Below are 26228 nucleotides of genomic sequence, written 5' to 3'. Positions count from 1 at the left end.
TGGGCGGGTGCGGTGCGACCCCGCCCACCGGGTCAGTCGTTGACGAGCCCGATGAGCTCCAGCAGGTCGTTGCCCTGCAGCTTGGACAGCACGGTGGCGCCGAGCCGGGTGTAGGTCCGCAGCGGATTCACGTACCAGGAACCGTCCACCTGGGTGGTCTCGATGCCGACGTCCTGACCGAGGCCGGCGTACACCCGCGCGACGGCCTGCGCCTGGGCGCGGGTGAGGCCGAAGCCGCGCTGCTGCAGCATGTCGACGACGTCGCTGGCGCAGAATTGCTTGGTGTCGCCGTCGACGGTGACCGACACGCAGTCACCGTCCACCGCGACCCTCACCTGCCCCTCGTCGGTCGTCAGGTCGAGCGACTTCAGGGTCACCCGGGTGCCGTCGGCGTCCTTCTGGTCCGCGAACTGGATGTCGTCGATCCTTGCCTGGACCGGGTCGTAGTGGGTCTTGTCGACGACCAGCGTGCCGTAGTCGTGCAGGGCGCCGAGCTCGTCCGGTGACACCACCTCGATCGCCGACCGCACGTCGCCCTTCAGCAGCGCGTCGACCACCTTGCGCACCGCGGCGTCGGCGGAGTCGGCGCCGACGGCGGGGATGCGGTCGGCCGCGCCCGGAGCGCCCTTGCCCGAGTCCGCGGCCGCGGCGTCCGCGATCGTGTAGGTCAGGCTCGGGTACCACTTGCCGTCGACCTTCTGGGTGGCGATGCGCACCGGCTTGCCGTTGCGCCGTACCGCGTCGGAGATGTCGACCGACTCCGAGGTCCGGCCGTTCGACGGGGTGCCGCCGATGGCCTTGACGAAGTCCGCCGTGAGCGGCAGCTTCGCGGCGTCGGCGTTGATGCCGAACCGGCCGCCGGTCACCTGCACGATCTGGACGTCGTCGTTGATCACGACGGTCTTGTCGGCGTAGCGCAGGTCGGTGGCGTGGACGTCGACGCCGCTCACGTTGGACAGGTCGGCGTCGCTGCGCAGCACCTTGGTGCGCTTGAGCTGGTCCACGGTGTCGAGGAAGGGCTTGGTGATGGCCGCCCGCTCGCCCGGGGGGAGATCCTCCAGGACGCCGACGAGGTCGTCGTTGTCGAGGTCGGTGACGATCTTCTCGACCGCGGCGCGCGGGGTGTCGGTGCCGCCGCCACCGCTCGAGGACACCGCGACGTAGGTCGCGACGCCGCCCCCGGCGAGCACGACCACCGCGGCCGAGGCGGCGACGAGCTTGCCGTGCCGCTTGCGCTCGCCCGGCGGCGTGTTCCCCGGACCGCGCAGGTACTCGTCCTGTCCCGGGTGGCCGTACTGCGGTTGCCCGTACTGGGGTTGGCCGTACTGGGGTTGGCCGTACTGGGGTTGGCCGTACTGGGGTTGCCCGTACTGGGGTTGCCCGTACTGCGGTTGCCCGTACTGCGGCTGTCCGTACTGCGGCTGGCCCGGACCGTGCTGCGGGTCGTAGGGGTTGGTCATCGGGAACTCCGATCCGGATGGCGGTGACGAGCGAGCAGGCAGGCGAGCGCGCCGAGCAGGCAGACGGCCGCCCCGGCGAGCGTCACGGCGGGGCCGAGGGCCGCGGCGCGGACGTACGGGCGAGGGGCGGCGGCGAGCGCGACGGCGCCCGCCGATCCGGCGGCGCACGCGGCGAGCAGCGCCACGACGGCGCCTGCCGGGATCCGGCCGAGGAGCACCAGCGCGATCGCGGCGGCGCATGCGAGGGTGACGAACGGCCAGACGGCGAGCGCGCCGCCGAGGGCGCCGCCGGGGTCGAGGATGCGCCGCAGGGCACCGCCGGCGGCGTAGCTGTTGCGCGTCGCGGACCCCGAGCGCAGCCACGGCAGGAAGGTGCCGACGACCAGTGCGACGAGCCCGCCGACGAGCACGACGGCAGCCGGTCGCCGTAGGGCAACCGGCTCGGGCGCGGACACGATCGTCACGCGCGAGAGTTTACGTGCGCATTACCTCCGCGGGAACCGCGGCGAGGGGCAGCTCTCCCCGGGTCAGGCGACCGACCAGGTGTCCGAGCCGAGCAGCAGCTGCTGCAGCGCGTCGTCGTCGCCCACGGATCGTGCGGCCGCGTCCTCGAGTTGGGCCGCCATGGCGGTGTCGTAGGTCGGCTTGTCGATCGAGCGGAACACTCCCATGGGCGCGTAGCGCGAGTCGACGGCCTGCAGTCGCGAGAGGGCGAACGCGTAGGACGGGTTGTCGACGTGGGCGTCGTGGACGACGACGCGCGGGTCGTCCGCGGCGACGTCGTCCTCGATCGACAGCGTGCCGAGCTCGTCGCGGACGACGGCCTTGCCGGCCAGCCCGTCCTCGCCGGGCGTGCCGAAGCGCAGCGGCTGGCCGTGCTCCATGCGGATGGTCCAGTCGTCGCGGGTCTCGGCGTCCTTGAGCACGTCGAAGGCGCCGTCGTTGAAGATGTTGCAGTTCTGGTAGATCTCCACCAGCGCGGTGCCGTCGTGATCCGCCGCGGCGCGCAACACCGACTGCAGGTGCTTGCGGTCGGAGTCCAGGGTGCGGGCGACGAAGGTGGCCTCGGCGCCGAGGGCGACCGAGATCGGGTTGAAGGGGTTGTCCAACGACCCCATCGGCGTCGACTTGGTGATCTTGCCGACCTCGGAGGTCGGCGAGTACTGGCCCTTCGTCAGGCCGTAGATGCGGTTGTTGAACAGCAGGATCTTGAGGTTGACGTTGCGGCGCAGCGCGTGGATCAGGTGGTTGCCGCCGATCGACAGCGCGTCGCCGTCGCCGGTCACGACCCACACCGACAGCTCCGGGCGCGACGTGGACAGCCCCGTCGCGATGGCCGGCGCGCGGCCGTGGATCGAGTGCATCCCGAACGTGTTCATGTAGTACGGGAAGCGCGACGAGCAGCCGATGCCGCTGATGAACACGATGTTCTCGCGCGGCACGCCCAGCTCGGGCATGAAGCCCTGCACCGCGGCCAGGATCGCGTAGTCGCCGCAGCCCGGGCACCAGCGGACCTCCTGGTCGGTCTTGAAGTCCTTGGGCTTGAGCCCCAGGTCGTTGCCGGGCGCGTCAGGCATGGATCACTCCTTGCAGCATCTCGGCGAGCTCGTCGGCCTTGAAGGGCAGACCGCGGACCTGGGTGACGCTGATGGCGTCGACGAGGTACTTGGCGCGGATCAGGGTGGCGAGCTGGCCGAGGTTCATCTCGGGGACGACGACCTTGTCGTAGCGACGCAGCAGGTCGCCCAGGTCGTCGGGGAAGGGGTTGAGGTGGCGCAGGTGCGCCTGGGCGACGGCCGCGCCCGTCTCGCGGACCTGCCGGCAGGCCGCGCCGATGGGGCCGTAGGTCGACCCCCAGCCCAGCACCAGCACCGACGCGTTCCCGGACGGGTCGTCGACGGTGATCGGCGGCAGCGAACGGGCGATGCCGTCGACCTTGGCCTGCCGGGTGCGGGTCATGAAGTCGTGGTTGTCGGGGTCGTAGCTGATGTTGCCGGTGCGGTCGGCCTTCTCGATGCCGCCGATACGGTGCTCGAGCCCCTTGGTGCCGGGCACCGCCCACGGCCGGGCGAGGGTCTCGGGGTCGCGCAGGTAGGGCAGGTAGTCGCCCTCGGCGCCGCCGTTGCTGCCGTCGCCGTTCGGCTCGGTCGCGAACTCGACCCGCAGGTCGGGCAGGTCGCTGACCGACGGGACGGCCCACGGCTCGGAGCCGTTGGCGATGTAGCCGTCGGAGAGCAGGAACACCGGGGTGCGGTAGGTCAGCGCGATGCGTGCGGCCTCGACCGCGGCGTCGAAGCAGTCACCCGGTGACTGCGGCGCCACGATCGGCACCGGGGCCTCGCCGTTGCGCCCGAACATCGCCTGCAGCAGGTCCGACTGCTCGGTCTTGGTGGGCAGCCCGGTCGACGGACCGCCGCGCTGGATGTCGCAGATGATCAACGGCAGCTCGAGCGAGACGGCCAGCCCGATCGTCTCGCCCTTCAGTGCGATGCCCGGACCCGAGCTCGTGGTGACCGCGAGCGCGCCCCCGAAGGCCGCACCCAGCGCGGCGCCGATGCCCGCGATCTCGTCCTCGGCCTGGAACGTCCGCACGCCGAAGCGCTTGTGCTTGCTCAACTCGTGCAGGATGTCCGACGCCGGCGTGATCGGGTACGCGCCGAGGTACAGCGGGAGCTCCGCGCGCCGCGACGCCGCCACCAGCCCGTACGCGAGCGCCAGGTTGCCCGAGATGTTGCGGTAGGTGCCGGTCGGCGCGGCCGCGGGCTTGACCTCGTAGGAGACCCCGAACGCCTCGGTGGTCTCGCCGAAGTTCCAGCCGGCCTTGAACGCCGTCACGTTCGCCTCGGCGATGTCGGGCTTGGCCGCGAACTTCGTCCGGATGAACGACAACGTGCCCTCGGTCGGGCGCGAATACATCCACGACAGCAGCCCGAGCGCGAACATGTTCTTCGACCGGCCCGCGTCCTTGCGCGACAGCTCGGTGCCGGCCAGGGCGTCCAGCGTCAGCTGGGTCAGGTCGAACGCGTGCAGGTTGTAGCCGTCGAGCGTGCCGTCCTCGAGCGGGTTGGCCGACCAGCCCACCCGCGCCAGCGCCCGCGTCGTGAAGTCGCGGGTGTCGACGATGACCGTCGCCCCCTCGGGCAGCTCGGCCAGATTCGCCTTCAGGGCCGCCGGGTTCATCGCCACCAGGACGTCCGGCCGGTCGCCCGGGGTCAGGATGTCGTGATCGGCGAAGTGCAGCTGGAACGACGAGACCCCGGCGAGCGTCCCCTGCGGCGCCCGGATCTCGGCCGGGAAGTTCGGGAACGTCGCCAGGTCGTTGCCGAAGACCGCGGTCTCCTGCGTGAACCGGTCACCGGTCAGCTGCATGCCGTCACCGGAGTCACCCGCGATGCGGATGACGACCTTGTCCAACTGCTCGACGTGCTTGACGTTCTCGGTCATTCGGGTGCGTGCCTCCAGGGGCATCGAGGTGTCGCGCGGGTCGCGTCGGGGACGGCAGACCCGCAACCCAGTCATGGTACGTAAGCCCGCTGGCCGCCGGTCGTGGTCTGGCTCACCGTCGGCAGCGTCGGTGACCCGGAGGCGACGCGTCGCGCCGCCGCACCCGCCACGACACGCCCGGTCGCGCCGAACGGGATTGCCCGATTGGTCGGCACCGTGATCGGCTGGAAGGCTGGGGGTACAAAGTCCGGAGCGTGTCGGGACCATCGTCCCGGCGCCACCGACCTACGGGAGGCGTCATGGCCGACCTCGTCCTGCCGGCGTTCGAGATGGACTGCCGGGACTGGATCGTGGTGAGCGCGAGCGAAGCCGGCCTGCCCGAGGACGTCGAGGGCGCTCCGTTGCTCGCGGTGCTGAGCACGATGGTGATCGACGACGACGTCCGCGAGGCGACTGGCGCGCTCACCGTCGGCATCATCGACGACGACGAGCTCGCGGTCCGCCAGGTGGCCCCCGGTTCGGTGGCGCACGAGCTGGTCGACGACGATCCGGCCCCGGGCAAACGCCGCTACATCATGCCGGCGCCGAACCGGCAGCTGGCGCTGCTCGCCGAGTTCGTGGTCGCCGACGACAGCGTCGAGCACGCGGCCGAGCCCGCCCGCACGGCCGACCCCGTCGTCACGAGCGAGCTGGACCGTCGCGTCGAGGCCCTGATGACGTCGTTCCGGTGGCAGCAGGCCGACTGAGCCCCGTCGTCGCCGCGCCGCCAGCTACTCGACCTCGGTGATCGTCGCCGTCGTCACGTCGAAGACGAACCCGCGCACGTCGTCGCGGTGGGGGATCCAGCGGCAGGTGCGCACCCGATCCATCGAGCTGCGGGTGTCGGCGACGAGGTCGGTGAAGCCCTTGACGCTCCACGTCGGCCGCTCGCCGGAGTCCGCCTCCAGCTCGGCCCGGAACGCCTCGTCGTCGAAGTTCTCCATCCCGCACATGGTGTGGTGGATGACCACGACCTCGCGCGTGCCCAGCGCCCGCTGACTGAGCGCGAGCGAGCGCAGCACGTCGTCGGTGGGGATGCCGCCTGCGTTGCGGATCAGGTGCGCGTCGCCGATCTCCAGCCCCAGGGCGCCGAACAGATCCAGGCGCGAGTCCATGCACGTGATGATCGCGAGTCGCAGCTTCGGGCGGGTGGGGCGGGCACCCGCGAAGCTCTTGGTGTACTCGGCGTTGGCGTGGACGAGGTGGTCGATGGCCGACATGGCGTGATTCTCGCAAGCCCCGGCGGGAACGGCGACGGTGCTCCCGGGCGTTGTGAGGACATGCACGGCCTACGCAACAATCTCAAGACCGCGGTCCTGTTCGGGCTCCTCGGCGCGCTGCTCGTCGTCGGCGGCGGACTGCTCGCCGGTCGGGGCGGCCTACTGATCGGCCTGCTGCTGGCGGTCGGGATCAACGCCTACAGCTACTTCAACTCGGACAAGATCGCGCTGCGTTCCATGGGGGCCCGGCCGATCAGCGAGATCGAGCAGCCGATGATGTACCGGATCGTGCGCGAGCTGGCGACGAGCGCGCGGCAGCCGATGCCGCGGCTCTACATCTCCCCGACCGACCAGCCCAACGCCTTCGCGACCGGTCGCAACCCGCGACACGCCGCGGTGTGCGCGACCGAGGGCATCCTGCGGATGCTCGACGAACGCGAGCTGCGCGCCGTCCTGGGCCACGAGCTGTCCCACGTCTACAACCGCGACATCCTCATCTCCTCGGTCGCCGGCTGCCTGGCCGCGGGCGTCACCATGCTCGCCCAGTTCGCGCTGTTCTTCTCGCCGGGTGGCGGCGACCGCGACCGCAACCCGTTCGCCCAGCTGCTCATGCTGTTCCTCGGCCCGCTCGCGGCGTCGATGATCCAGCTGTCCATCAGCCGGTCGCGCGAGTACCAGGCCGACGCGTCGGGCGCGCAGCTCACCGCCGACCCGCTGGCCCTCGCCGCCGCCCTGCACAAGCTGGACGTCGGGACCCAGCGGGTGCCGTTGACGAAGACGCCGCGGCTCGAGACCAGCAGTCATCTCATGATCGCGAACCCGTTCGGCGGCGTGCGGTCGCTGTTCTCGACGCACCCGCCGATGGCCGAGCGCATCGCCCGGCTGGAGGAGATCGCCCGCAGCGACCCCCGCTACCAGCGTTGAGGTCGCGCGCTACCGGTAGTTGGTGAACTGCAGCGGGACGTCGAGGTCGGCGTTGCGCAACAGCGACTGGACGTCCTGCAGGGCGTCGCGCTTCTTGCCCGAGACGCGCACCTGCTCGTCCTGGATCGCGGCCTGCACGCCCTTCGGACCCTCGTCCTTGATGAGCTTGACGATCTCGCGGGCGTGGTCGCGGTCGATGCCCTGGCGCATGGTTCCGGTGATCACGTACGTCTTGCCCGACGCCTTGGGCTCCCCGGCGTCGAACGCCTTCATGGAGATGTCGCGCTTGACGAGCTTCTCCTTGAACACGTCGAGCGCGGCCTTCGCGCGCTCCTCGGTGTCGGCCTTGATCGTCACGCCCAGCTCGCCCGACCACTCGACGGTAGCGTTCACGCCGCGGAAGTCGAAGCGCTGCGCGAGCTCCTTGGCCGCCTGGTTGAGCGCGTTGTCGACCTCCTGCCGGTCGATCTTGCTGACGATGTCGAAGGACGGATCGGCCATGGCTGCACGGTAGCCCAGTGGGCGCGGGGTCGCACCGTCCGGCGACACCGTCTCGCGAAGGGTGCCGCGGCGGTCCGGTATGGTTACTCGCTGGCCGGAGCGATCCGGTCGCACCACCCCAGGCGGGTTGCCCGAGCGGTCAAAGGGAACGGTCTGTAAAACCGTCGGCTCAGCCTACGTTGGTTCGAACCCAACACCCGCCACATCGCGTCGGCCGTACGGCCGCCGGACCGGTCCTGGCGCCGGTCCGGCCACTGTGCGGCTCGTCCCGGCGTCCCGGACGACTATCGACAGGACGGTGCCGCACGGTCTGATAGGACTGACGGCGAAGGACGGCCTGCGCCGTCCGCACGGTCGGCCACGACGAAGAGGTTCGGGACATGAGCGCACCGCAGGGCCAGCAGCTGCGCACCGTCGCGGTCGTCCTCGCCGGGGGCACCGGCTCGCGCGTGGGGTTGGACCGTCCCAAGCAGCTGTTGAAGGTCGCCGGCCGCACCGTCATCGAGCACACCGTCGAAGCGCTGCACGAGTGTCCCGAGATCGACGAGATCATCGTGATGATGGCGGCCGACTTCGTGGCCGACGCCGAGGCCCTGCTGCTCGGCAGGCCGAGCCTGCCCAAGGTCACCCGGGTCCTGCCCGGCGGCAGCGGGCGCAACGAGTCCACGCTGGCCGCCCTCGCGGCGTTGGGGCCGCAGGAGTGCAACGTCCTGTTCCACGACGCGGTGCGGCCGTTGCTGCCCCCTGGCGTCGTGCGCGAGTGCGTCGAGGCGCTGCGCACGCACGAGGCCGTCGACGTCGCGATCGCGTCCGCCGACACCGTGATCGAGGTCGACGACGACGACCGCATCGTCGCCATCCCCGACCGCAGTCACCTGCGCCGGGGCCAGACCCCGCAGGGCTTCCGGATCTCCACCATCCGCCGCGCGTACGAGCTCGCCGCGGCCGATCCCGACTTCCGCGCCACGGACGACTGCGGCGTCGTCCTGCGCTACCTGCCCGACGTCCCGATCCACGTGGTCCCCGGCGACGAGCAGAACATGAAGGTCACGTACCCGATCGACCTGTTCCTCGTGGACAAGCTGTTCCAGCTGAGCTCGCACTTCGCGCACCACGGCGGGTCCGCAGCGCTCGCCGACACCCTGCGCGGGCGGACGGTCGTGGTGTTCGGCGGCAGCTACGGCATCGGCGCCGACGTCGTCCGCCTCGCCGAGGCCGCCGGCTGCCGCGTCTTCTCCTTCAGCCGCTCGTCGACCGGCACGCACGTCGAGGACGCGGCCGAGGTCGCGGCCGCGCTGGAGCAGGCCGCCGCGGCCACCGGCCGCATCGACGCGGTCGTCCTCAGCGCGGCCCAGCTCATCACCGGCCCGCTCGCCACGATGGACGACGCCACCATCCGCGGCCAGCTCGACACCAACCTGCTCGGCCCCATCGTCGTCGCCCGGGCCAGCGCCCCGTACCTGCGCGAGACCCGTGGTCACCTGGTGCTGTTCACCTCGAGCTCCTACACCCGCGGCCGTGCCGACTACTCGCTCTACTCGGCCACCAAGGCGGCCTGCGTGAACCTCGCGCAGGCGCTCGCCGACGAGTGGTCCGACGACGGCGTCCACGTCAACGTCGTCAACCCCGAGCGCACCCGGACGCCGATGCGCGAGCAGGCCTTCGGCCCGGAGCCCGAGGGCGCGCTGCTGGACAGCGAGACGGTCGCCGAGACCGTGCTCGGCCTGCTCGCCTCGGAGATGACGGGGCACGTCGTGGACGTCCGGCGCCACGACCGCGAGCCGCAGGGCGTCGTCGAGGCCGTCGACGAGGTCATCGAGCAGGCGGCCGAGGACGCCGGCGTCGACCGCTCCGTCGACGTCCTGTGACCGAGCCGGGCACCGAGGCGGGCATCGAGCCGGGCCGTGACCGCGTGACCCGGGTGCGGGACGCCGGGCTGCTCCTCGCGCTGGCCGCCGGATACGTCGTGCTCTTCGCCGGGGCCGTCACCGGGTCGATCGGCACGGTCGTCGTGGCCGCGCTGGCGCTGTGGGTGCTCGACGTGGTGTTCGTCCGCTACGCCGACCGACGCGCGGTCGGGGCGCTGAACACGGCCAGCGCCGGGATCACCTGGCGCGTCTTCGTGCGCCAGACGCTGCTGGTGGTGCTGCTGCTCGTCGCCGGCGACCACGGCGGCGGTCTCGGCCGCGGCGAGCTGGCGGTCGTCGTCGCCGCGGTACTCGCCCACCACCTCGTGCTCGGCCTGTACCTGGGTGTGCGGACGGTGGTGCGGGTGCGTCGCCTGCGGCGACTCGAGACCGCCAACCTCGACGTGCCCGGCGCGCAGCTGCCCCCGCCGCCGTCGGAGCTCGTCTTCGTATCGGGGGCGCAGCTGCTGCTGCGCACGGACCTCGTGCTCGTGCTCGCGCTCGCCTGGGCGTGGGCGGCCGGCCTCGACGACGCGTCCGGTCTCGTGGTCGCGGCCGCGATCGCCATGGTGGCCGCGGCGCTGGTGGTGCCGGCGGCGCTGCTCCCCGCGGCCGTGGCGCTGCTGCGACTGCCGAGCGACGAGACGCGCATGCGAGCCGCGCAGCAGGCGGTGCTGGCGGCCGCACCGCGGGTCATCCTGTACTTCTCCGGCGGTGCGGCGGACGTGTACCAGGTCAACATGTGGCTGACGACGATGGAGCGGCTCGACCGCCCCGTGCTCGTGCTGCTGCGTGAGCGGCGCTATCTCGACGCGTTCGGCCCGACCAGCGTGCCGGTGCTGTGCCTGCCCTTCACCGCCGACGTGATGAACCTCGACCTGCCGACCGCGCGCGTCGGCCTCTACGTCGCCAACGTCGGGCGCAACATCCACCTGCTGCGCGAGCCGGGGCTCAAGAGCGCGTTCATCGGGCACGGCGACAGCGACAAGACCGCCAGCTTCAACCCGGCCACCAAGGTCTACGACGAGGTCTGGGTGGCCGGCGAGGCCGGTCGGGACCGCTACCGCCGCGCCCAGGTCGGCGTCCGCGACGACGACGTCGTGCTGGTCGGCCGGCCGCAGCTCGACGCGATCGCCTCGCTGGGCGACCGTCCGGTCGGCGAGCCGTTCACCGTGCTCTACGCGCCGACGTGGGAGGGCTGGACCGACGACCCGTTCCAGACGTCGGTCACCGCGATGGGGCTGCCGATCGTGCGCGAGCTGCTCGCGACCCCCGGCGTGCGGGTCGTCTACAAACCGCACCCGCTGACCGGCCGCGTCAACCGCGCCACCGCCGCCGCGAGCGACCAGATCGTCGCGGCCGTGACGGCGGCCGGCGCGCCGCACGAGGTCCTCCTCGACAACGCGGTGCCGCTCTACGACGCCTTCAACACCTCCGACGCCCTCGTCAGCGACATCTCCAGCGTCGTGTCGGACTACCTGCGCTCGGCCAAGCCCTACTTCGTCTGCAATCCCGGCGGCCTGCCCGACGACGCGTTCCGCGAGCAGAACCCATCCGCCGGCGCGGCCCACCTGCTGCGCCCGGACGGCGATCCGCGCCGTCCGGGCGGGGTCGAGGGGCTCGCCACGGGCCTGGCCGCGGCGCGCGGGGAAGACCCGCTGCGACAGCGCCGTGCCGCGGTGCGGACCTACCTGATCGGCGACCCGTCGCAGGACTCGCTGACGCTGTTCCGCGACGCCGTCGACGCGCTGGCGCGCAAGGCCGAGCTGCAGTACGGCGCGCACGGCCTGCGCAGCAGCGAGGTCGACACCGCCGGAGCGGGCGCCGCCGACACCGACGCGGTCGCGGGGGCCTGATCATGACCGTCCGCGTGAGCGTCGTCGTCGCCGTCTACAACACCGGCAAGCACATCGAGCCGCTCGTCGCCTCGCTGCTGGGGCAGTCGCTGCCCGCGGCGCAGTTCGAGGTCATCTTCGTCGACGACGGCTCCACCGACGCGACTCCCGCGCGTCTCGACGCCCTCGCGGCCGAGCACGACAACGTCGTGGTGCGCCACATCCCCAACAGCGGCTGGCCGGGCAAGCCCCGCAACATCGGCATCGATCTCGCGCGCGGCACCTACGTCTTCTTCGCCGACCACGACGACTGGTTCGCCCCCGAGGCGCTGGAACGGCTCGCCGACTACGCCGACGACAACGGCGCCGACGTCGTCGTCGGCCGCTACGCCGGGCATCGGCGCGGCGTGGCGAAGGCGCTGTTCGCGAAGTCGCGTCCGGACGCCACCCTCGCCAACGCGCCGCTCATGGACTCGCTGACGCCGCACAAGCTGTTCCGCGTCGCGTTCCTGAACGAGATCGGCCTGCGCTTCCCCGAGGGCAAGCGGCGCCTCGAGGACCACGTCTTCGTCGTCGAGGCGTACTTCCGGGCGCGCCGCATCTCGGTGCTCGCCGACTACCACGTCTACTTCCACATCGGACGACAGGACGCCGGCAACGCCGGCTACCAGCGCATCGACCCGCCGAGCTACTACGGCTACGTCCGCGAGACGGTCGACATCATCCTGCGGCACACCGAACCCGGCGCGTTGCGCGACAAGTGCCTGCGCCGGCCGCTGCGGCAGGAGATCCTCGGCCGGCTCGACGGCGCGAGCTTCCTGGCCCAGGACCGGGACTACCAGCGTTCGCTGTTCGACGCCGCCCGCGCGCTCGCCGAGGCGGCCATCCCCCCGCACGTCGACGCGGGCCTGTCGCCACGGCAGCGCGTCGCCGCCGAGCTGCTGCGCGCCGGCCGGCTGGACGACCTGATCGGCTACGTCCGCCACCAGCTCGACGTCCGCTGCCGGGCCGAGCTGACGGGGCTGGGGTGGAACCCCGACGGCACGCTGGCGCTGCGATTCGCGGCCGTGCTCGTCGACGCGCACACCGGTGACCCGCGCGGCTACGACCGGTCGGGCGACGACTTCCTCGTCCCGGTGCCCCCGCTCGATCCGCCGGTCACCGTCGCCGCGCGACGGTGCACCCGTGAGCTGCGCTCGGCGTCGATCACGCTCGTGGCGCGGCGACGGGCGGACAGCCTGGAGTTCACGATCGCGACCGAGTCGGCGGCCGACGTGCGCGACGACGGCAGCGGGCGGTCCTCGCTCGCGCTGCGCGGCAGCGCGACGATCGACCCGCGGGTGCTCGCGGAGAAGCCCGACAGCGTGTGGGACTTCTACCTCAAGCTCGCGCAGACCGGCTGGAGCAAGGAGGGCCGCCTCGGCGGCAACCGGACCGCGGACGTGCCAAGCGCGTTGCGTCCCGCTCTCGCCGGCGGCGTGGCCGTGGTGCCGTACTGGACGCAACGCGTCGAGGACCTCAGCCTGCGGGTCGGCGTCGACGGGGCGGCTCTGGCCCGCGCGCTGCGCTTCGGCCCCGGACCGGGCCGGGTCGGCCGGCGCGCGGGGACCGTGACGGTCACCGCGCCGCTGGTGGTGGCCGACGGCGACGACGTGGGTGCGCGGCTGCGCCTCATGCCCCCCGGCCGGCCGGCCCCGGTCGACGTCGTCGCCCGCCTCGTCCGCGACGCCGACACCACCGCCCTCACCGCGCCGCTGCCCCGGCCACGCCGCCGCCCCGCGGTGTGGCGGGTGCTGCTCGCCCTGGACCTGCCCGGATGGGGGGCGCCGCGCCCGACGGGCACGCTCGTGCTGACCGGCGGTCGGCGCGTCCTCGCGGCGCTGCCCGACCCCGAGCTCGCCGGACCGACGACGGCCCGCTGGCAGCGGGTCGGCCGCAGCCTCGCCCGCCGCCGCCTCCGGCAGGCGCGACGGGCGTGGCGCCGGCTGCGTGCCCGCGGGCGGGCTCAGTAGGGGAAGGCCGCCCGCACCAGCACCGGATTGTGATCGGACGGGATGACGCCGCGGAAGCGGCCGCGCGACAGCCGCAGCACGACCTCCCGCGAGCGCACCGCGACGCCGGCCGGCGCGAAGACGTAGTCGATGCTCTGGCCCACCTCCGGCGGCGTGCGCAGGTAGAGGTTGGCGCTGTTGAACCGCTCGTTGGGTCGCGACTGCGCCACGCTCTGCGCGTCGGCGACCCGGTGCGCGCGCATCACGTCCCCGGCGCCGTCGTAGACGTGGTTGCGGTTGAGCACGGAGTTGAAGTCGCCGGCGTAGACCACCGGGACGCCCTTCGCGGCGGCGAGCCGGCCGGCCTGCGAGAGCAGGCTGCGGGTCTCGGCGGCGCGCACGTCGTCGGCGGCCCGGCCGTTGCCGAAGTTGAGGTGCACCGACACGGCCAGCACCGTTGCGCCCGTGCTCCGCCGCTGCAGCACCTGGTAGGCGGCCACCCGGTTGTCGCCCAGGAACCAGTGGCCACCGGTCCCCACGGCCCGGTAGACCGACGTCCGGTACAGCAGGTAGCTGCCGGTGCGGAAGTAGTGGTGCTCGGTGGGTGGGGTCTCGGTGCGGGCGAGCGTGTACGAGCCGAGCAGGTGCGCGAGGTCGTCGGCCTGCCGCGTCCCGCCGTACCCCTGGGGCGAGCCGACCCAGCCGCCGGCCTCCTGCAGGCAGACGACGTCGGGGGTCGCGCCGCGGATCAGTGCGGCGACTCCGGCGCGGCGCTTCGACCAGGGTGCGATCCGCTCGCCGGTGGTGCGCTGACCGTCCGCGGCGCTCGTCAGGACGTTGTAGGTCATGAGCCGAACCGGCTGCAGGTGCGCGCGGACCCGCGCGCGGACCGGCGTCGACCACGGCGATGCGGTGTCGTGGTTCGTCCGGCGGACCCGGAACCAGTAGGTCCGCCCGGGCGTGGTGCCGTAGGGCGTGAACTGGGTGGTGGTGCCGCGCAGGGTGTACGTCCGGCGGCCCGTGCGCATCGCCCGGTCGGTGGCCTGCGCGACGGTGAAGCCGGTGGCCGTGCCGTGCCACGTCAGCCAGGTGCCCCTGCGGGTGGCGGTCACCCGCACCGTCGTGGGTGGGCCGGGTCGCAGCGCGACCGACCGGACGGTGAGACCCCAGCGGTAGTGCTTGGCGTTCCACGCCTTGACGCGGTACCAGTACGGGGCCGTCGTGTAGCGCAGCCCGCGGATCGTGAGTCGCGGCGCGGTGGCGACCGCCGAGGCGTGCGCGTGGCGGATCCGGGCGACCGTCACGTCGTTGCGGGTCGTGGCCGCGTACAGGCGGTAGTGGGTGGCGTGCGCGAGCCGCGGCAGCGCGACCGTGATCGAGTGCGCGGTCACGCGGACGACGTGCTCGCCGTGCGGGCGGACCGGCGCGGGGACGGCCTCGGCGGCCGCGGCCGGCCCGGCGGACAGCAGCAGCGATGTGGCCATGGCCGCGAGCGCGACGAGGGTCGTGGCGAGGACCCGCGCGCGACGACGGCTCGGACGGCGGAAGGACATCGGGCGGCGCTCCACATGACGGTCACGGCCCCCGCCGGACCGCAGGAGCGTATCGGGCGTGCACCGTCCGGGACAGGGACGTTGGACGCTCAGTAACCCCAGGCCGTGGTCAGGTCGCGCAGCTCGGCCGGCACGTCGGCGAGTGCGGGCAGCGGCCGGGCCTGCTGCACCCGTCCGGAGTGGATGTTCTCCGACCAGTCGCCGAGGCCGCCGCGGTTGCCGCTGCGGCGGTAGGTGAGCATCCGCGTCTGGTAGCGCACGCCGAGGTACGCGCACACGGCGCGCAGCGTGGTCGCCGGGTCGGCGGTGAGGTCCTCGTAGCGGACGGTCGGTCCGGGGAGGGCGGCCCGGGCCGCGTCGAGCCACCCGCCGTACCGCGCGACGTTGGCGACGTGCGCCGCCGTCGGCTGGTCCGGGCGGGCGTGTACGAGCGACTCGTACACGCTGCCGGGGTGGCGTCGCAGGTGCAGGTAACGCGCATGGGGCCAGAACGCGTGGATGCGCTGCCAGATCTCGACGTTCTGCGGCGTCTTGTCGACCACGATGCGCCCGCCGCCGCGCACGAGCGCGAGGTGCAGCGCGCGGTCCCAGAGCACGTTCTGCAGCTCGTCGAGGGACAGACCGAGGGCCTCCCAGGAGTCCACCGCGTACTGCTTGGCCGAGCTCACCCGCATCGTTCCCAGGTGCAGCTCGTGGGGCGCGACGATCTGGGTGTGGGTGTCGAGCATCGAGCGCAGCAGCGTGGAGCCGGAGCGCACCGAGCTGAGCAGGAAGACCGGGCTGCGCACCAGATGCAGTCCGTCGTCCTCGAGGCGGGCGGTGCGGCCCAGCGCGAAGCGGCGCCGGTTCACCACGCGCCGGACGTCGCCGAGCCGCGAGCGCAGGCTGCCCGGCTCGGTCATGCCGGCCGCACGCGGGCGGGGGACGTCCCGGTCACCCGGTCGAGTTCGTCGCAGAAGCGGCGCTGCGCCTCGGCGCCGGAGGCGCCCAGCAGGTAGCGGCGGGCGCGGGCCCGGGCCGCGGCGGTCGGGTCGTCGCGGGCGTCGGTCGCGGCGGCGAGCAGCTCGTCGAGGCCGGTGAGGTCGCGGCCGATCAGGAAACCGCCGGCCGCCGCGGGGACGTTGGCGCGGAAGTCGTCGTCGGACTGCTCGGTGTTGTTGACGACGGCGTACGGCCGGTCGGCGGCGAGGAAGTCGGTGACCACGCTCGAGACGTCGGCCACGAGCGCGTCGGCCACCCGGAAGGCGGCATAGAGGTCAGGTTCGGCGCCGGTCAGGATGCGGTGGCCGGGGCGGTCGGCCCAGAACTGCCGGGCCCGCTCGGCCCGCGCGGCGGCCCCGCTCGTGGGCGCGCCCGGCCCGGCCGGCCCCACGGGGGGCAGCCGCCGCGTGCAGACGTCCAGCGGGTCGGGTCGGCCGTCGGTGCCCCCGGCGGGTGGGCTGTCCTGGGGCGGCAGCGGCGCGGCCGCGCCCGCCTCGCGCAGCAGCGCGACGACCTCCTGGTGCGCCCGGCGCATGGTGGTGCGGATGTGGCCGGTACGCGGGTGCGGCCGGTACATGACCCGCACGCCGGGGCGGCGGAGCAGCTCGGCGACGAGCGCGACACCGTGCTCGGCGAGCGAGCTGTGGTTGGGGCTCTCGCCCCAGCCCTCCCACGTCGGGGCGTAGAGGACGGTCAACATCGGCACCGTGTCGGGCTCACGGGCGAGCGACTCGAGCTGCGGGCGGCCGATCTCGCGGAACGCGTGCTCGCTGACCCCGACGCGGGCGGCGCGGTACCGCTCCCGCCCGGCCGGTCCCGCCACCCAGATCTCGTTGTAGGCCCGGCTGAACGGGTTGCGGCTGGCGTCCTTGTCGCTGTCGCCGTGACCGAGGAACACGCTCGTGACACCCGGTCTGCGCAGCATGTGCAGGTTGTTCGAGGTGTTGCCGACGAACAGCGCGGCCCGCAACGAGTCCAGCGGCAGTCGCATGAGCTCGCGGCTCGCCGGCACGCAGACGATCGGCAGGGTCGTCGGCGGCAAGGTCTGCAGGACCGCGCGATCCCGGACGACGAGCAGCACCGGCCGCCGGGAGTCCTCGAGCGCGGTCAGCCAGACCTCGACCTGGTACTGCCAGGCGGGGCCGTCGCCGTAGTAGAGGACGACGTGCGGGTCGATCTCGGCGAGGCGCCGCACCGCGGCATCGGCCACGCGGCGCCGCGGGTCGAGCCGGCGCAGCCGCACCGCGTGGGCGACGACGATCGTCGGCAGGATCAGCGAGGCGACGAGGTACACGCTCAACCCGGCGTAGCCCCAGGTGTCGTCGCCGCGGCGGCCGGAGGCGAGCGCGAGCCCGATCGCGGCGGGGAGCGCGGCGATCTGCTCCACGCCGTGCTGGCGCAGCACCCGGATCGGCAGGGCAGCCGGGACGGGCGGGAGGTCGAGGTCCAGGCCGCGGGTGAGTAGCGGCGGCCGGCGCAGGTAGTCGATGGCCTGGGCCGCGGCGCTGCGCCCCATGGCGGCGGCCAGCGCGACCAGCACCGTCAGCAGGGCCGCCACGACCATCGGCACCTTGTTGGTCTGCACGGCGAACACGACGACGGTGGCGCTGACCAGCAGGCCGCGCGCCACCGCGCCCACGCCGACGCGACGCAACCCCCAGTTGATGAAGGGGGTGAACCGCGCGGAGACGGCCTCGACCGCCACCCACAGCGCGACCGCGAGGACGAACTGCGGCTCGCCGCCGGCCAGTGCGGCACCGGAGGTGAAGCCGACCGCGACGATCAGGGCGAGGAACACGAGCCCAGCGCGCAGCGGCGAACCCGCGGACGGGACGGGCTCGACCGTCGTGATCGAGCGGTGCGACGGGGTCGGGTCGGCCGGGATCGTCACGGGCGTGTCACCCCGTGTCCAAGCATTGGCCCTCCGTGTGCCCCGGCTGACGCCGTCCGGCTGCCGTCGACGTCGCGCTGCGCACTTCCGGTGCCCCGAGCGCGGTGCACACGATACCGACGCAGCGTGTGTGCCCCGAACGGCCCGTCGCCGCCGACCTTGATCGTTGTCGGCCCGTGATCGGCACGCCCGCGTCGCGATCCGGCCGACGCGGTGACCGGACCGCCGCCAGGCGTCGCACGCCGACCGCTCGTTGCGTTACGCGCAACGGTGTGCATAATGAGGACCGCACCAGGCGGCCGTTCCCCCCGTGCGGCCGCCTGTGTGTCGATCCGGCGGCCCGCCCGTCGCCGGCGAGGGCCGGGCTCAGTCCCGGCGCCGCAGGATCGTGCGGCCGAGCCAGACCAGCGGGTCGTACTTGCGGTCGACGACCCGCTCCTTCAGCGGGATCAGCGCGTTGTCGGTGATCTTGATGTGCTCGGGGCATACCTCGGTGCAGCACTTGGTGATGTTGCACATGCCCAGGCCGTGGTCCTCCTGGGCCGAGCGTTGCCGGTCGAGCGCGTCGAGCGGGTGCATGTCGAGCTCTGCGATGCGCATCAGGAAGCGCGGCCCGGAGTACGCCTCCTTGTTCTCCTCGTGATCGCGCACCACGTGGCAGACGTTCTGGCACAGGAAGCACTCGATGCACTTGCGGAACTCCTGCGAGCGCTCGACGTCGACCTGCGCCATGCGGTACTCGCCGGGCGCGAGGCCCGGCGGCGGCGCGAACGCCGGCGTCTCCTGTGCTTTGCGGTAGTTGAACGAGACGTCGGTGACGAGGTCCTTCGTCACCGGGAAGGTGCGCATCGGCGTGACGGTGACGACGTCGTCCGGCGCGAAGGTCGACATGCGGGTCATGCACAGCAACCGCGGCCGGCCGTTGATCTCGGCGCTGCACGAGCCGCACTTGCCGGCCTTGCAGTTCCAGCGCACCGCGAGATCGCCGGCCTGTGTCGCCTGCAGGCGGTGGATGATGTCGAGGACGACCTCGCCCTCGTTCACGCGGACGGTGTAGTCGACGAGCTCGCCGCCGGCGGCGTCGCCGCGCCACACCCGGAAGTGGGCGTCGTAGCCCTTCCCGTCCTGCTCGGCCTTCGCCTTGACGTTCGCGAGGGCTTCGTCGGGGCTGACGCTGGCGTTCTCCTCCACAGCGGTCATCGACGGCTCACACCCCTTCTTCGGAGACGTCGGCGATCTCGGCGTCGGTGTAGTACTTGGCCAGTTCGGAGCGCGTGAACAGCGCGAGCAGGTCCGGGCGCATGGCCGCCAGCGGCTGCGCGACCACGTCGACGCCGGTGCGCGCCTCGTTCAACGCGCAGATCAGGTTCTGCTGCCGCCACTCCGCCGACATCGCGGGGAAGTCGTCGCGGGTGTGGCCGCCCCGTGACTCCTCGCGCAGCAGCGCGGCCCGTGCGACGCACTCGGCGACCGCGAGCATGTTGCGCAGGTCGAGGGCGAGGTGCCAGCCGGGGTTGAATCGTCGGCCGCCGGTGATGCGGATGTGCTGGGCGCGCTCCTTGAGCTTCTCCAGGCGTTCCAGGGCGTCCTGCACCTCACCGGCCCGGCGGATGATGCCGACGAGGTCGTTCATGATCTGCTGCAGCTCCTCGTGCAGCTCGTAGGCGTTCTCGCCGTCCTGCTTGTCGGTCGGCGCGAGGGCGATGCGACGACAGGCGTCGATCTGGGCGTCGGTGATCGCCGGGTACACGCCCTTGAGCGTCGCGACGTAGGCGGCGGCGCCGTCGCCGGAGCGCTTGCCGAAGACGAGCAGGTCCGACAGCGAGTTGCCGCCGAGGCGGTTGGACCCGTGCATGCCGCCGGCGACCTCGCCGGAGGCGAACAGGCCCGGCACGCGGCTCGCGGCCCCGGTGTCGGGCTCCACCTCGATGCCACCCATCACGTAGTGGCAGGTGGGGCCGACCTCCATGGGCTCGGCGGTGATGTCGACGTCGGCGAGCTCCTTGAACTGGTGGTACATCGACGGCAGCCGCCGCAGGATCTCGTCCTTGGGCAGGCGGGAGGCGATGTCGAGGAAGACACCGCCGTGCGGTGACCCGCGCCCGGCCTTGACCTCGCTGTTGATCGCACGGGCGACCTCGTCGCGGGGCAGCAGGTCGGGGGTGCGCTTGTTGTGCTCCGGGTCGGCGTACCAGCGGTCGGCCTCGGCCTCGTTGTCGGCGTACTGCTCGCGGAACACGTCGGGCACGTAGTCGAAGGTGAACCGCGTGCCGTCGGAGTTCTTGAGCACGCCACCGTCGCCGCGCACGCCCTCGGTGACGAGGATGCCCTTCACCGACGGCGGCCAGACCATGCCGGTCGGGTGGAACTGCACGAACTCCATGTTCAGCAGGGTGGAGCCCGCTCGCAGCGCGAGCCCCATGCCGTCGCCGGTGCACTCCCACGAGTTGGACGTCACCTTGGCGACCTTGCCGATCCCACCGGTCGCGAGGACGACGGCGGGCGCGCGGAAGACGACGAAGTTCCCGGTCTCGCGGTAGTAGCCGAAGGCGCCCGCCACCGGGCCGCCCCGGTGGGTCTGGATCAGGTCGGTGATCGTGCACTCGGCGAAGACCCGCAGACGGCTCTCGTCCGCACCGGTGTTGCCCCGGGCCCGCGCGTCGGCCTGCTGCAGGGAGACGATCTTCTGCTGCATCGTGCGGATGAGCTCGAGGCCGGTGCGGTCGCCGACGTGCGCGAGGCGCGGGTACTCGTGACCGCCGAAGTTGCGCTGGCTGATGCGGCCGTCCTTCGTCCGGTCGAACAGCGCGCCGTAGGTCTCGAGCTCCCAGACGCGATCGGGCGCCTCCTTCGCGTGCAGCTCGGCCATCCGCCAGTTGTTGAGGAACTTGCCGCCACGCATGGTGTCGCGGAAGTGCACCTGCCAGCTGTCGTTGCCGTTGGCGTTGCCCATCGCGGCCGCACAGCCGCCCTCGGCCATGACGGTGTGGGCCTTGCCGAACAGCGACTTGCAGATGATCGCCACGCGCAACCCGGCCTCGTGGGCGGCGATGGCCGCGCGGAGCCCGGCGCCGCCGGCGCCGATGACCAGCACGTCGTAACTGTGGCGCTCGATCTCGGCCTCGACTTCGCTCACGTCGCGCGCCTCTCAGTTGACGATTCGAGGATCGCTGAACGCGCCCGCGGCGACGAGCGCGATGTAGCCGTCGGTGATCATCAGCGTGGCCAGCGTCGTCCACGCCAGTTGCATGTGCTTGGCGTTGAGCCGCGAGATGAGCGTCCATGCGCGGTAGCGCAGCGGGTGACGGGAGAAGGTGCGCAGCTTGCCGCCGACGATGTGTCGGCAGGAGTGACACGACAGCGTGTAGGCCCACAGCAGCACGACGTTGGCGAGCATGACGACCGTGCCGAGACCGAAGCCGAACGCGTGACCCTCCGGCCGGAACGCCTGGACGACGTCCCACGTGTTGATCACCGAGATGAGCCCGGCCGCCACCCAGAAGTAGCGGTGCAGGTTCTGCATGACCAGCGGGAAGCGGGTCTCGCCGGTGTAGCCGGTGTGCGGCTCGGCGACCGCGCAGGCCGGCGGGGACGCCCAGAACGCGCGGTAGTAGGAGCGCCGGTAGTAGTAGCAGGTGAGCCGGAAACCGAGCAGGAACGGCAGTGTGACGATCGCGAACGGCACGATCGGCGGGAAGTGCCCGAACCACGTCCCGAAGTCGCGCGCGCCCGGTTCGCAGCTCGCGGTGACGCACGGCGAGTAGAACGGCGAGAGGTAGTGCTCGCTCGGCGCGAAGTACGCGGCCTGCCAGACGGTGCGCAGTGTCGCGTACAGCACCCAGCCGGCGAGCAGGACGAACGTGACGACCGGCGCCCGGCGCCAGTTGTCCGTGCGCAGCGTGCGCGCCGGGATGCTCGCCCGGCCGGGTGCGGCGACGCCGGCGCGCATGTTGCGGCGCGACGGACGCTCGACCGGACGTTCGGTTGCGCGGGTCACCGTGGACAGTCACCCCATCCCGGGTCGTCGACCTCGATGCGGCGGCCGAGGAGTGCGGCGTGCGCGGCGGAGGCGGCGCCGAGGGCCTGCGCGACGGCGATCGCCGCGGGGTCGTGGCGCGATCTGCCGCGAGGACCGGGGCGGCGTCCGGGGACGGTGGCGTCTCGGCGTCGCGAGGACGTCTCGACGTTCGCTGCCATCACACGCTCCCCATCGGCGGACGGTACGGCCCGAGTGTGGCCGATCACACCCGCCTTGCCAACCGGGACGACGATCGTCGGCGCGGTCGACCCTGCAGTCCCGACGAGCCGCGGCGCCGGGTGGGGCGACCGGAGTCGCCGTCGCGATCGTGTAGGCTGATCCGTCGGCGCACGGCTCTCGATCGAGACCGTGTCTCCGCCCCCTTAGCTCAGTCGGCAGAGCGTCTCCATGGTAAGGAGAAGGTCTACGGTTCGATTCCGTAAGGGGGCTCCGGCGGGCCCTCGCGGCCCGTCCGCGGCGGGGTAGCTCAGGTGGTTAGAGCACACGGCTCATAATCGTGGTGTCGCGGGTTCGAGTCCCGCCCTCGCTACACCCGGCGCCAGCCGGTAACTCGAAAGACCTCGACTGTGAAGGGCTCGGCCAGTGGCAGCCACCGACGTTCGTCCGAAGATCACCTTGGCGTGCCAGGTGTGCAAGCACCGCAACTACATCACCGTGAAGAACCGGCGTAACGACCCCGACCGGCTCTCGATGAACAAGTTCTGCCCGAACTGCGGCAAGCACACCGAGCACCGCGAGACGCGCTGACGCGTTCTGCGCTCCGTCCCGAAGGCCCCGCCGGTACCGCCGGCGGGGCCTTCGTGGTGTCCGGGTGGTTCGCGTGGTGCCAGAAGATCGCCGGGCGGGGCGGATCTTCCTGCGCCCGCGGTGCCCGGGTTCGCGTGGTGTCCGGAAGATCGCGGGGCCGGGGCGGATCTTCCTGCGCCGACCCCGACGCGCCCCGGGCGGGTCGGCTCCGAGCCGTCGCGTCGACGACAGCACCGGCTACAGTGCGTGTCACAGGTACTTCGCCCCATTTTCCGGGAGGGTGACATGGGCGGACGCGCACCGCGGGACGGCGAGACGGCCGCCGACGGCCGGCGGCTGCGCTGGACCGAGCACCGGGCCCAGCGCCGCGCCGCGTTCGTCGCCGCCGGGGCCGCCGCCGTCGACCGCCACGGCCCGGGGGCCTCCGCCGAGCAGATCGCCGACGAGGCCGGCGTCAGCCGCACGGTCCTGTACCGCTACTTCCGTGACCGCGAGGACCTGCGTCAGGCGATCGCGGAGCTCGTGGTCAAGGACGTGCTCGACGCCGTGCTGCCCAAGCTGCAGCTGTCGACCGAGACGACGCCGCGCCAGATCATCGGCGCCGCCATCGGGACCATCATCGGCTGGCTCGACGAGCACCCGAACCTCTACCACTTCCTGCGACTGCGTCGCGACGGCGGCCTCGAGTCGGTCGAGAACACCCTCGCCGACAACGTGGCGTCGCTGCTGAAGATCATCATGGTGTTCTTCGGCATCGAGGGCGACGAGGCCGACCCGGGTGCGTACGGCATCGTCGGGTTCGTCGAGTCCGCCGGCGGGTGGTGGTTGCAGCACCGCTCGATCCCGCGGGAGAAGTTCACCGCGATCGTCTGCAACGGCGTGTGGCACCTGCTCGAAGGGACGGCCCGCGAGCACGGCCTGCACGTCGAGTACGACGCACCCCTGCCTATCGGCGCGCTCGCCGCGTCCGGTACCGGAGAGGCCACCCCATGACCCACGGCGCCCCCGACGAGGACGGCTACGACGGCCCCGCCCAGCTCCTGCCCGACGGGGACGCCGCGGGGGTGGACGTCGACGTCACCCTGCGCGGCCACTTCGACCCGATCAGCGGCCGGTACAGCTGGTACGGCCGCGTCGCCGCGAGCCCGCAGGTCGCCGCGCTCGTCGCGAACGGCGGCCGCACGGTCACGCTCCGTACGCCGCACGCCGAGGTCGCCACCGCGCTGACCGATGTCGACCCCTGGGGACGCCCGCGGGTGGAGGGGTTCGGCCCGACCCCCTTCCCGGTCCTCGACACCGTCGCCGACGACTGAGCCCCCGGGCGATGGCATAGCCTCGCGGCCATGCCCGTCGACCAGTCCTACGTCGGTCGCGTCTACCCGCCGACGCCGCCGTACCGGGTGGGGCGCGAGAAGATCCGCGAGTTCGCCGACGCCGTGGGCGATCCGCACCCGGCGTACCGCGACGTCGCCGCCGCGCGCGCGCTCGGACACGACGACGTGATCGCGCCGCCGACCTTCGCCATCGCCCTCACGCTGCCGGCGGGCAACCAGGTGGTGGACGACCCGGACTTCGGCCTGGACTACTCCCGCGTCGTCCACGGTGACCAGCGCTTCGTCCACCATCGCCCCATCCGTGCGGGCGACCTCCTCCAGGTCGTGGTCGCGATCGAGAGCGTCAGGACGATCGGCGGCAACGACATCGTCGGCACCCGAGCGGACGTCAGCACGGTCGACGGCGAGGACGTCGCCACCGCCCACAGCACGCTCGTGGCGCGAGGGGACGCATGAGCCCGGCCGTCGGCGACACCATCGCGCCGCGCGAGTTCGCGGTCACGCGCGCGGACCTCGTCCGCTACGCCGGCGCGTCCGGCGATTTCAACCCGATCCACTGGAACGAGCGGGTCGCGACCGAGGTCGGGTTGCCGGGCGTGATCGCGCACGGCATGTTCACCATGGCGACGGCGATCCGCGTCGTCACCGACTGGGCGGGGGACCCCGGCGCGGTCGTCGAGTACGGCGTCCGCTTCACCCGGCCGGTGCCGGTGCCCGACCCGGGGGAGGCGACGCTGACCGTGGCCGGCGAGGTGCGCAAGGTCCTCGACGACGGCCGTGTCGAGGTCGCGCTGACCGTCACCGTCGACGGCGACACCGTGCTGACCAGAGCCCGCGCCGTCGTCCGGTTCCCGGACGCGGCGTGACGGCCACCGCATGAGCGGTCGCCGGACGCGGGTCGCCGTGGTCGCGACCGTGACCGGCTGCCTGCTCGCGGCGTGCACCGGCACCGTCGACGGCACCGGCGCGACCGCGCACCGACCGGCGGCGAACCCGACGTCGGCCGCGACGCCGGGCCCGAGGTCGAGCCCGACGGTGCCCGGGTCTTCGCGCAGCTCCGGCCGCAGCGACGCAAGCGTGTGCCCCGCGCGCTACGCCGCACCCGACCCCGACCGCCCCCGGATCGCGCTCGCCTTCACCATCGCCCCCGGGCACGCGACCGTCCGCGGCGTGGAGCAGGTCGGCTTCCGACCGGACCGGCCCGTCACCGAGCTGGTCTTCCGGCTCACCGCCAACACCCGCCCCAGCGTCGAGCAGGGCAACGGCATCCGCGTCACCTCGGCGACGGCGACGCCGGCGGGCGGGCGCTACCGGTTCTCGGCCGCCAACGCCGCGCCGTCCACGCAGGGCGGCCTGCTGCGGATCCCGCTCGGCCGCACGGTCGCCGCCGGCCAGATCGCCACCGCCCGCATCGCGTTCACGCTCACGCTCGGGGAGAACTCCTTCGACCGCTTCGGTCGCGCCGGGCGGTTCGCCTACTTCGGCTCGGCGCAGCCGCTGCTCGCGTGGGAGCGCGGCTACGGCTGGCACACCGAGGACCTCATCGACTTCACCGCCGAGAGCGCCACCAGCGAGGCCGCCGACACCGACCTGCGCGTGACCGCCCCGGCCGCCGACGTCGTCATCGCCTCGGGCAATCCCGCGGACCCGGCGCGGGCGGGGAGCAGCCGCACCTGGACGTCCCACCTCGCCGCCGCCCGCGACGTGAGCGTCGCCGCCGGGCCCTTCGTCGTCTCCGACACGAGGGTGGGCGCGACCGCGCTGCGCCTCGGCGCGCCCTCGGCCCAGGTACGCGACGCGCTCGTGCCCGAGTTCCGTCGGGCGATCCGCGAGCTGGCACGCCGGTTCGGGCCGTTCCCGTTCCCGTCGCTCGCGGTCGCCCGGCTGCCCGCGCGGGGCGGCGGCATCGAGTACCCCGGCTCGATCCTCATGTTGGACGGGTCGCGGCTGGTGGCGGTGCACGAGACGGCCCACCAGTGGTTCTACGCGATGGTCGGCGACTCGCAGTCACGCCACCCATGGCTGGACGAGGCGTTCGCCAACTACGCCGAGGAGCTGGTGGACGACGTCCCGGCCCACTCCGCCGACCTGGACGCGCCCGGCGCGGTGGACTCGTCGACGCAGTCCTACGGGTCGGACGAGCGGGGCTACTACTTCACGACCTACGACAAGGGTTCGGCCGCGCTGGAGCAGGCCAGGCGCGCCGCCGGTCCGACGAAGTGGGACGCGGCGCTGCGCTGCTACGTGGCGCGCAACGCCTGGCGCATCGTGAACCCGGCGGACTTCCGCGCCGCGATCGCCCACCTCCCGGCCGGGATCGCGGTGCTGCGCAAGGCCGGCGCGTTGCGCTGAACCGTCCCCG

At 72.6% G+C, this 26228-nt stretch carries 24 protein-coding genes and 3 tRNA genes; 14 read left to right on the top strand and 13 right to left on the bottom strand.

The features are described 5' to 3' along the window. Positions 1–32: 32 nt before the first annotated feature. The 4 genes from BUE29_RS21860 to BUE29_RS06435 all read right to left on the bottom strand — a co-directional run bounded on the left by BUE29_RS21860 (position 33) and on the right by BUE29_RS06435 (position 4904). On the bottom strand, positions 33–1460 hold the full coding sequence (locus BUE29_RS21860) for a hypothetical protein (protein WP_143168026.1): 1428 nt from the start codon (positions 1458–1460) through the stop codon (positions 33–35). Beyond that, complete coding sequence (locus BUE29_RS21855; RefSeq protein WP_143168025.1) at positions 1457–1924, bottom strand: hypothetical protein; 468 nt, start codon at positions 1922–1924, stop codon at positions 1457–1459. Before BUE29_RS21855 ends, BUE29_RS21860 begins: the two co-directional genes overlap by 4 nt. 63 nt (positions 1925–1987) lie before the next feature. Beyond that, the gene (locus BUE29_RS06440) at positions 1988–3037 is read right to left on the bottom strand and encodes a 2-oxoacid:ferredoxin oxidoreductase subunit beta (protein ID WP_073387810.1); all 1050 of its coding nucleotides are present in this window, start codon (positions 3035–3037) and stop codon (positions 1988–1990) included. After that, a complete protein-coding gene (locus tag BUE29_RS06435) occupies positions 3030–4904 on the bottom strand; it encodes a 2-oxoacid:acceptor oxidoreductase subunit alpha (RefSeq protein WP_200800083.1) in 1875 nt (624 codons plus the stop codon). The genes BUE29_RS06440 and BUE29_RS06435 overlap by 8 nt, the downstream gene beginning before the upstream one ends. 299 nt (positions 4905–5203) lie before the next feature. Between BUE29_RS06435 and BUE29_RS06430 the strand changes: the two genes are divergently transcribed. Beyond that, a complete protein-coding gene (locus tag BUE29_RS06430) occupies positions 5204–5650 on the top strand; it encodes a hypothetical protein (RefSeq protein WP_073387803.1) in 447 nt (148 codons plus the stop codon). 24 nt (positions 5651–5674) lie between these two features. On the opposite strand, the gene BUE29_RS06425 is transcribed toward BUE29_RS06430, so the two are convergent. Next, entirely contained in the window at positions 5675–6163 is a 489-nt protein-coding gene (locus tag BUE29_RS06425; protein ID WP_073387800.1) for a beta-class carbonic anhydrase, read from the bottom strand. 60 nt (positions 6164–6223) lie between these two features. Between BUE29_RS06425 and htpX the strand changes: the two genes are divergently transcribed. Next, entirely contained in the window at positions 6224–7087 is an 864-nt protein-coding gene (gene htpX / locus BUE29_RS06420) for a zinc metalloprotease HtpX (protein WP_073387797.1), read from the top strand. A gap of 9 nt (positions 7088–7096) precedes the next feature. Here htpX and BUE29_RS06415 read toward each other — a convergent pair whose 3' ends face one another. Then, positions 7097–7588 carry a YajQ family cyclic di-GMP-binding protein gene (locus BUE29_RS06415; RefSeq protein WP_073387794.1) on the bottom strand — a complete coding sequence of 164 codons (492 nt, stop codon included), beginning with the start codon at positions 7586–7588 and terminating at the stop codon, positions 7097–7099. A gap of 121 nt (positions 7589–7709) precedes the next feature. Here BUE29_RS06415 and BUE29_RS06410 point away from each other — a divergent pair. From BUE29_RS06410 to BUE29_RS06395, 4 genes are all read left to right on the top strand, one after another. After that, a tRNA-Tyr gene (locus BUE29_RS06410) sits at positions 7710–7791 on the top strand. Positions 7792–7968: 177 nt separating this feature from the next. Further along, entirely contained in the window at positions 7969–9456 is a 1488-nt protein-coding gene (locus BUE29_RS06405; protein ID WP_073387791.1) for a bifunctional cytidylyltransferase/SDR family oxidoreductase, read from the top strand. Next, complete coding sequence (locus tag BUE29_RS06400) at positions 9453–11351, top strand: CDP-glycerol glycerophosphotransferase family protein (RefSeq protein WP_073387789.1); 1899 nt, start codon at positions 9453–9455, stop codon at positions 11349–11351. The genes BUE29_RS06405 and BUE29_RS06400 overlap by 4 nt, the downstream gene beginning before the upstream one ends. A 2-nt stretch (positions 11352–11353) precedes the next feature. Continuing rightward, positions 11354–13342, top strand: a complete 1989-nt coding sequence (locus BUE29_RS06395; RefSeq protein WP_073387786.1) for a glycosyltransferase family 2 protein — start codon at positions 11354–11356, stop codon at positions 13340–13342. Here BUE29_RS06395 and BUE29_RS06390 read toward each other — a convergent pair. The 7 genes from BUE29_RS06390 to BUE29_RS06360 form a co-directional block, all read right to left on the bottom strand. Further along, entirely contained in the window at positions 13336–14874 is a 1539-nt protein-coding gene (locus tag BUE29_RS06390) for an endonuclease/exonuclease/phosphatase family protein (protein ID WP_143168024.1), read from the bottom strand. The two genes, BUE29_RS06395 and BUE29_RS06390, sit on opposite strands and share 7 nt — an antisense overlap. Before the next feature lie 89 nt (positions 14875–14963). Continuing rightward, on the bottom strand, positions 14964–15776 hold the full coding sequence (locus BUE29_RS06385) for a sulfotransferase family protein (protein ID WP_073387780.1): 813 nt from the start codon (positions 15774–15776) through the stop codon (positions 14964–14966). Then, the gene (locus BUE29_RS06380) at positions 15773–17746 is read right to left on the bottom strand and encodes a hypothetical protein (RefSeq protein WP_073387777.1); all 1974 of its coding nucleotides are present in this window, start codon (positions 17744–17746) and stop codon (positions 15773–15775) included. The genes BUE29_RS06385 and BUE29_RS06380 overlap by 4 nt, the downstream gene beginning before the upstream one ends. Positions 17747–18112: 366 nt before the next feature. Beyond that, positions 18113–18946, bottom strand: coding sequence for a succinate dehydrogenase/fumarate reductase iron-sulfur subunit (locus tag BUE29_RS06375; protein ID WP_084180789.1), 834 nt, complete (start codon positions 18944–18946; stop codon positions 18113–18115). A gap of 7 nt (positions 18947–18953) precedes the next feature. Further along, positions 18954–20882: a fumarate reductase/succinate dehydrogenase flavoprotein subunit gene (locus BUE29_RS06370; RefSeq protein WP_073387774.1), complete on the bottom strand. Its 1929-nt coding sequence runs from the start codon at positions 20880–20882 to the stop codon at positions 18954–18956. Positions 20883–20894: 12 nt separating this feature from the next. Next, positions 20895–21695 (bottom strand): hypothetical protein, encoded by an 801-nt coding sequence (locus BUE29_RS06365; RefSeq protein ID WP_073389413.1) that lies wholly within the window; start codon positions 21693–21695, stop codon positions 20895–20897. Between the two features lie 44 nt (positions 21696–21739). Beyond that, positions 21740–21943, bottom strand: a complete 204-nt coding sequence (locus BUE29_RS06360; RefSeq protein WP_073387771.1) for a hypothetical protein — start codon at positions 21941–21943, stop codon at positions 21740–21742. 198 nt (positions 21944–22141) lie between these two features. Between BUE29_RS06360 and BUE29_RS06355 the strand changes: the two genes are divergently transcribed. From BUE29_RS06355 to BUE29_RS06320, 8 genes are all read left to right on the top strand, one after another. Next, positions 22142–22214, top strand: a tRNA-Thr gene (locus BUE29_RS06355). A gap of 26 nt (positions 22215–22240) precedes the next feature. Then, positions 22241–22314: transfer RNA gene (locus BUE29_RS06350), tRNA-Met, on the top strand. Between the two features lie 53 nt (positions 22315–22367). After that, positions 22368–22532: a 50S ribosomal protein L33 gene (rpmG, locus tag BUE29_RS06345; protein ID WP_073387769.1), complete on the top strand. Its 165-nt coding sequence runs from the start codon at positions 22368–22370 to the stop codon at positions 22530–22532. 285 nt (positions 22533–22817) lie between these two features. Next, positions 22818–23525 (top strand): TetR/AcrR family transcriptional regulator, encoded by a 708-nt coding sequence (locus BUE29_RS06340; protein ID WP_073387766.1) that lies wholly within the window; start codon positions 22818–22820, stop codon positions 23523–23525. Further along, positions 23522–23845: a DUF4873 domain-containing protein gene (locus BUE29_RS06335; protein WP_073387763.1), complete on the top strand. Its 324-nt coding sequence runs from the start codon at positions 23522–23524 to the stop codon at positions 23843–23845. Before BUE29_RS06340 ends, BUE29_RS06335 begins: the two co-directional genes overlap by 4 nt. Before the next feature lie 30 nt (positions 23846–23875). Further along, on the top strand, positions 23876–24322 hold the full coding sequence (locus BUE29_RS06330; RefSeq protein ID WP_073387760.1) for a MaoC family dehydratase N-terminal domain-containing protein: 447 nt from the start codon (positions 23876–23878) through the stop codon (positions 24320–24322). After that, a complete protein-coding gene (locus BUE29_RS06325) occupies positions 24319–24732 on the top strand; it encodes a MaoC family dehydratase (RefSeq protein WP_073387757.1) in 414 nt (137 codons plus the stop codon). Before BUE29_RS06330 ends, BUE29_RS06325 begins: the two co-directional genes overlap by 4 nt. Before the next feature lie 10 nt (positions 24733–24742). Then, positions 24743–26218: a M1 family aminopeptidase gene (locus BUE29_RS06320; RefSeq protein ID WP_084180788.1), complete on the top strand. Its 1476-nt coding sequence runs from the start codon at positions 24743–24745 to the stop codon at positions 26216–26218. Positions 26219–26228 lie beyond the last annotated feature (10 nt).

It is taken from the genome of Jatrophihabitans endophyticus, from assembly GCF_900129455.1.
Lineage (GTDB): Bacteria > Actinomycetota > Actinomycetes > Mycobacteriales > Jatrophihabitantaceae > Jatrophihabitans > Jatrophihabitans endophyticus.
This window is presented reverse-complemented; position numbering and strand designations above follow the sequence as displayed.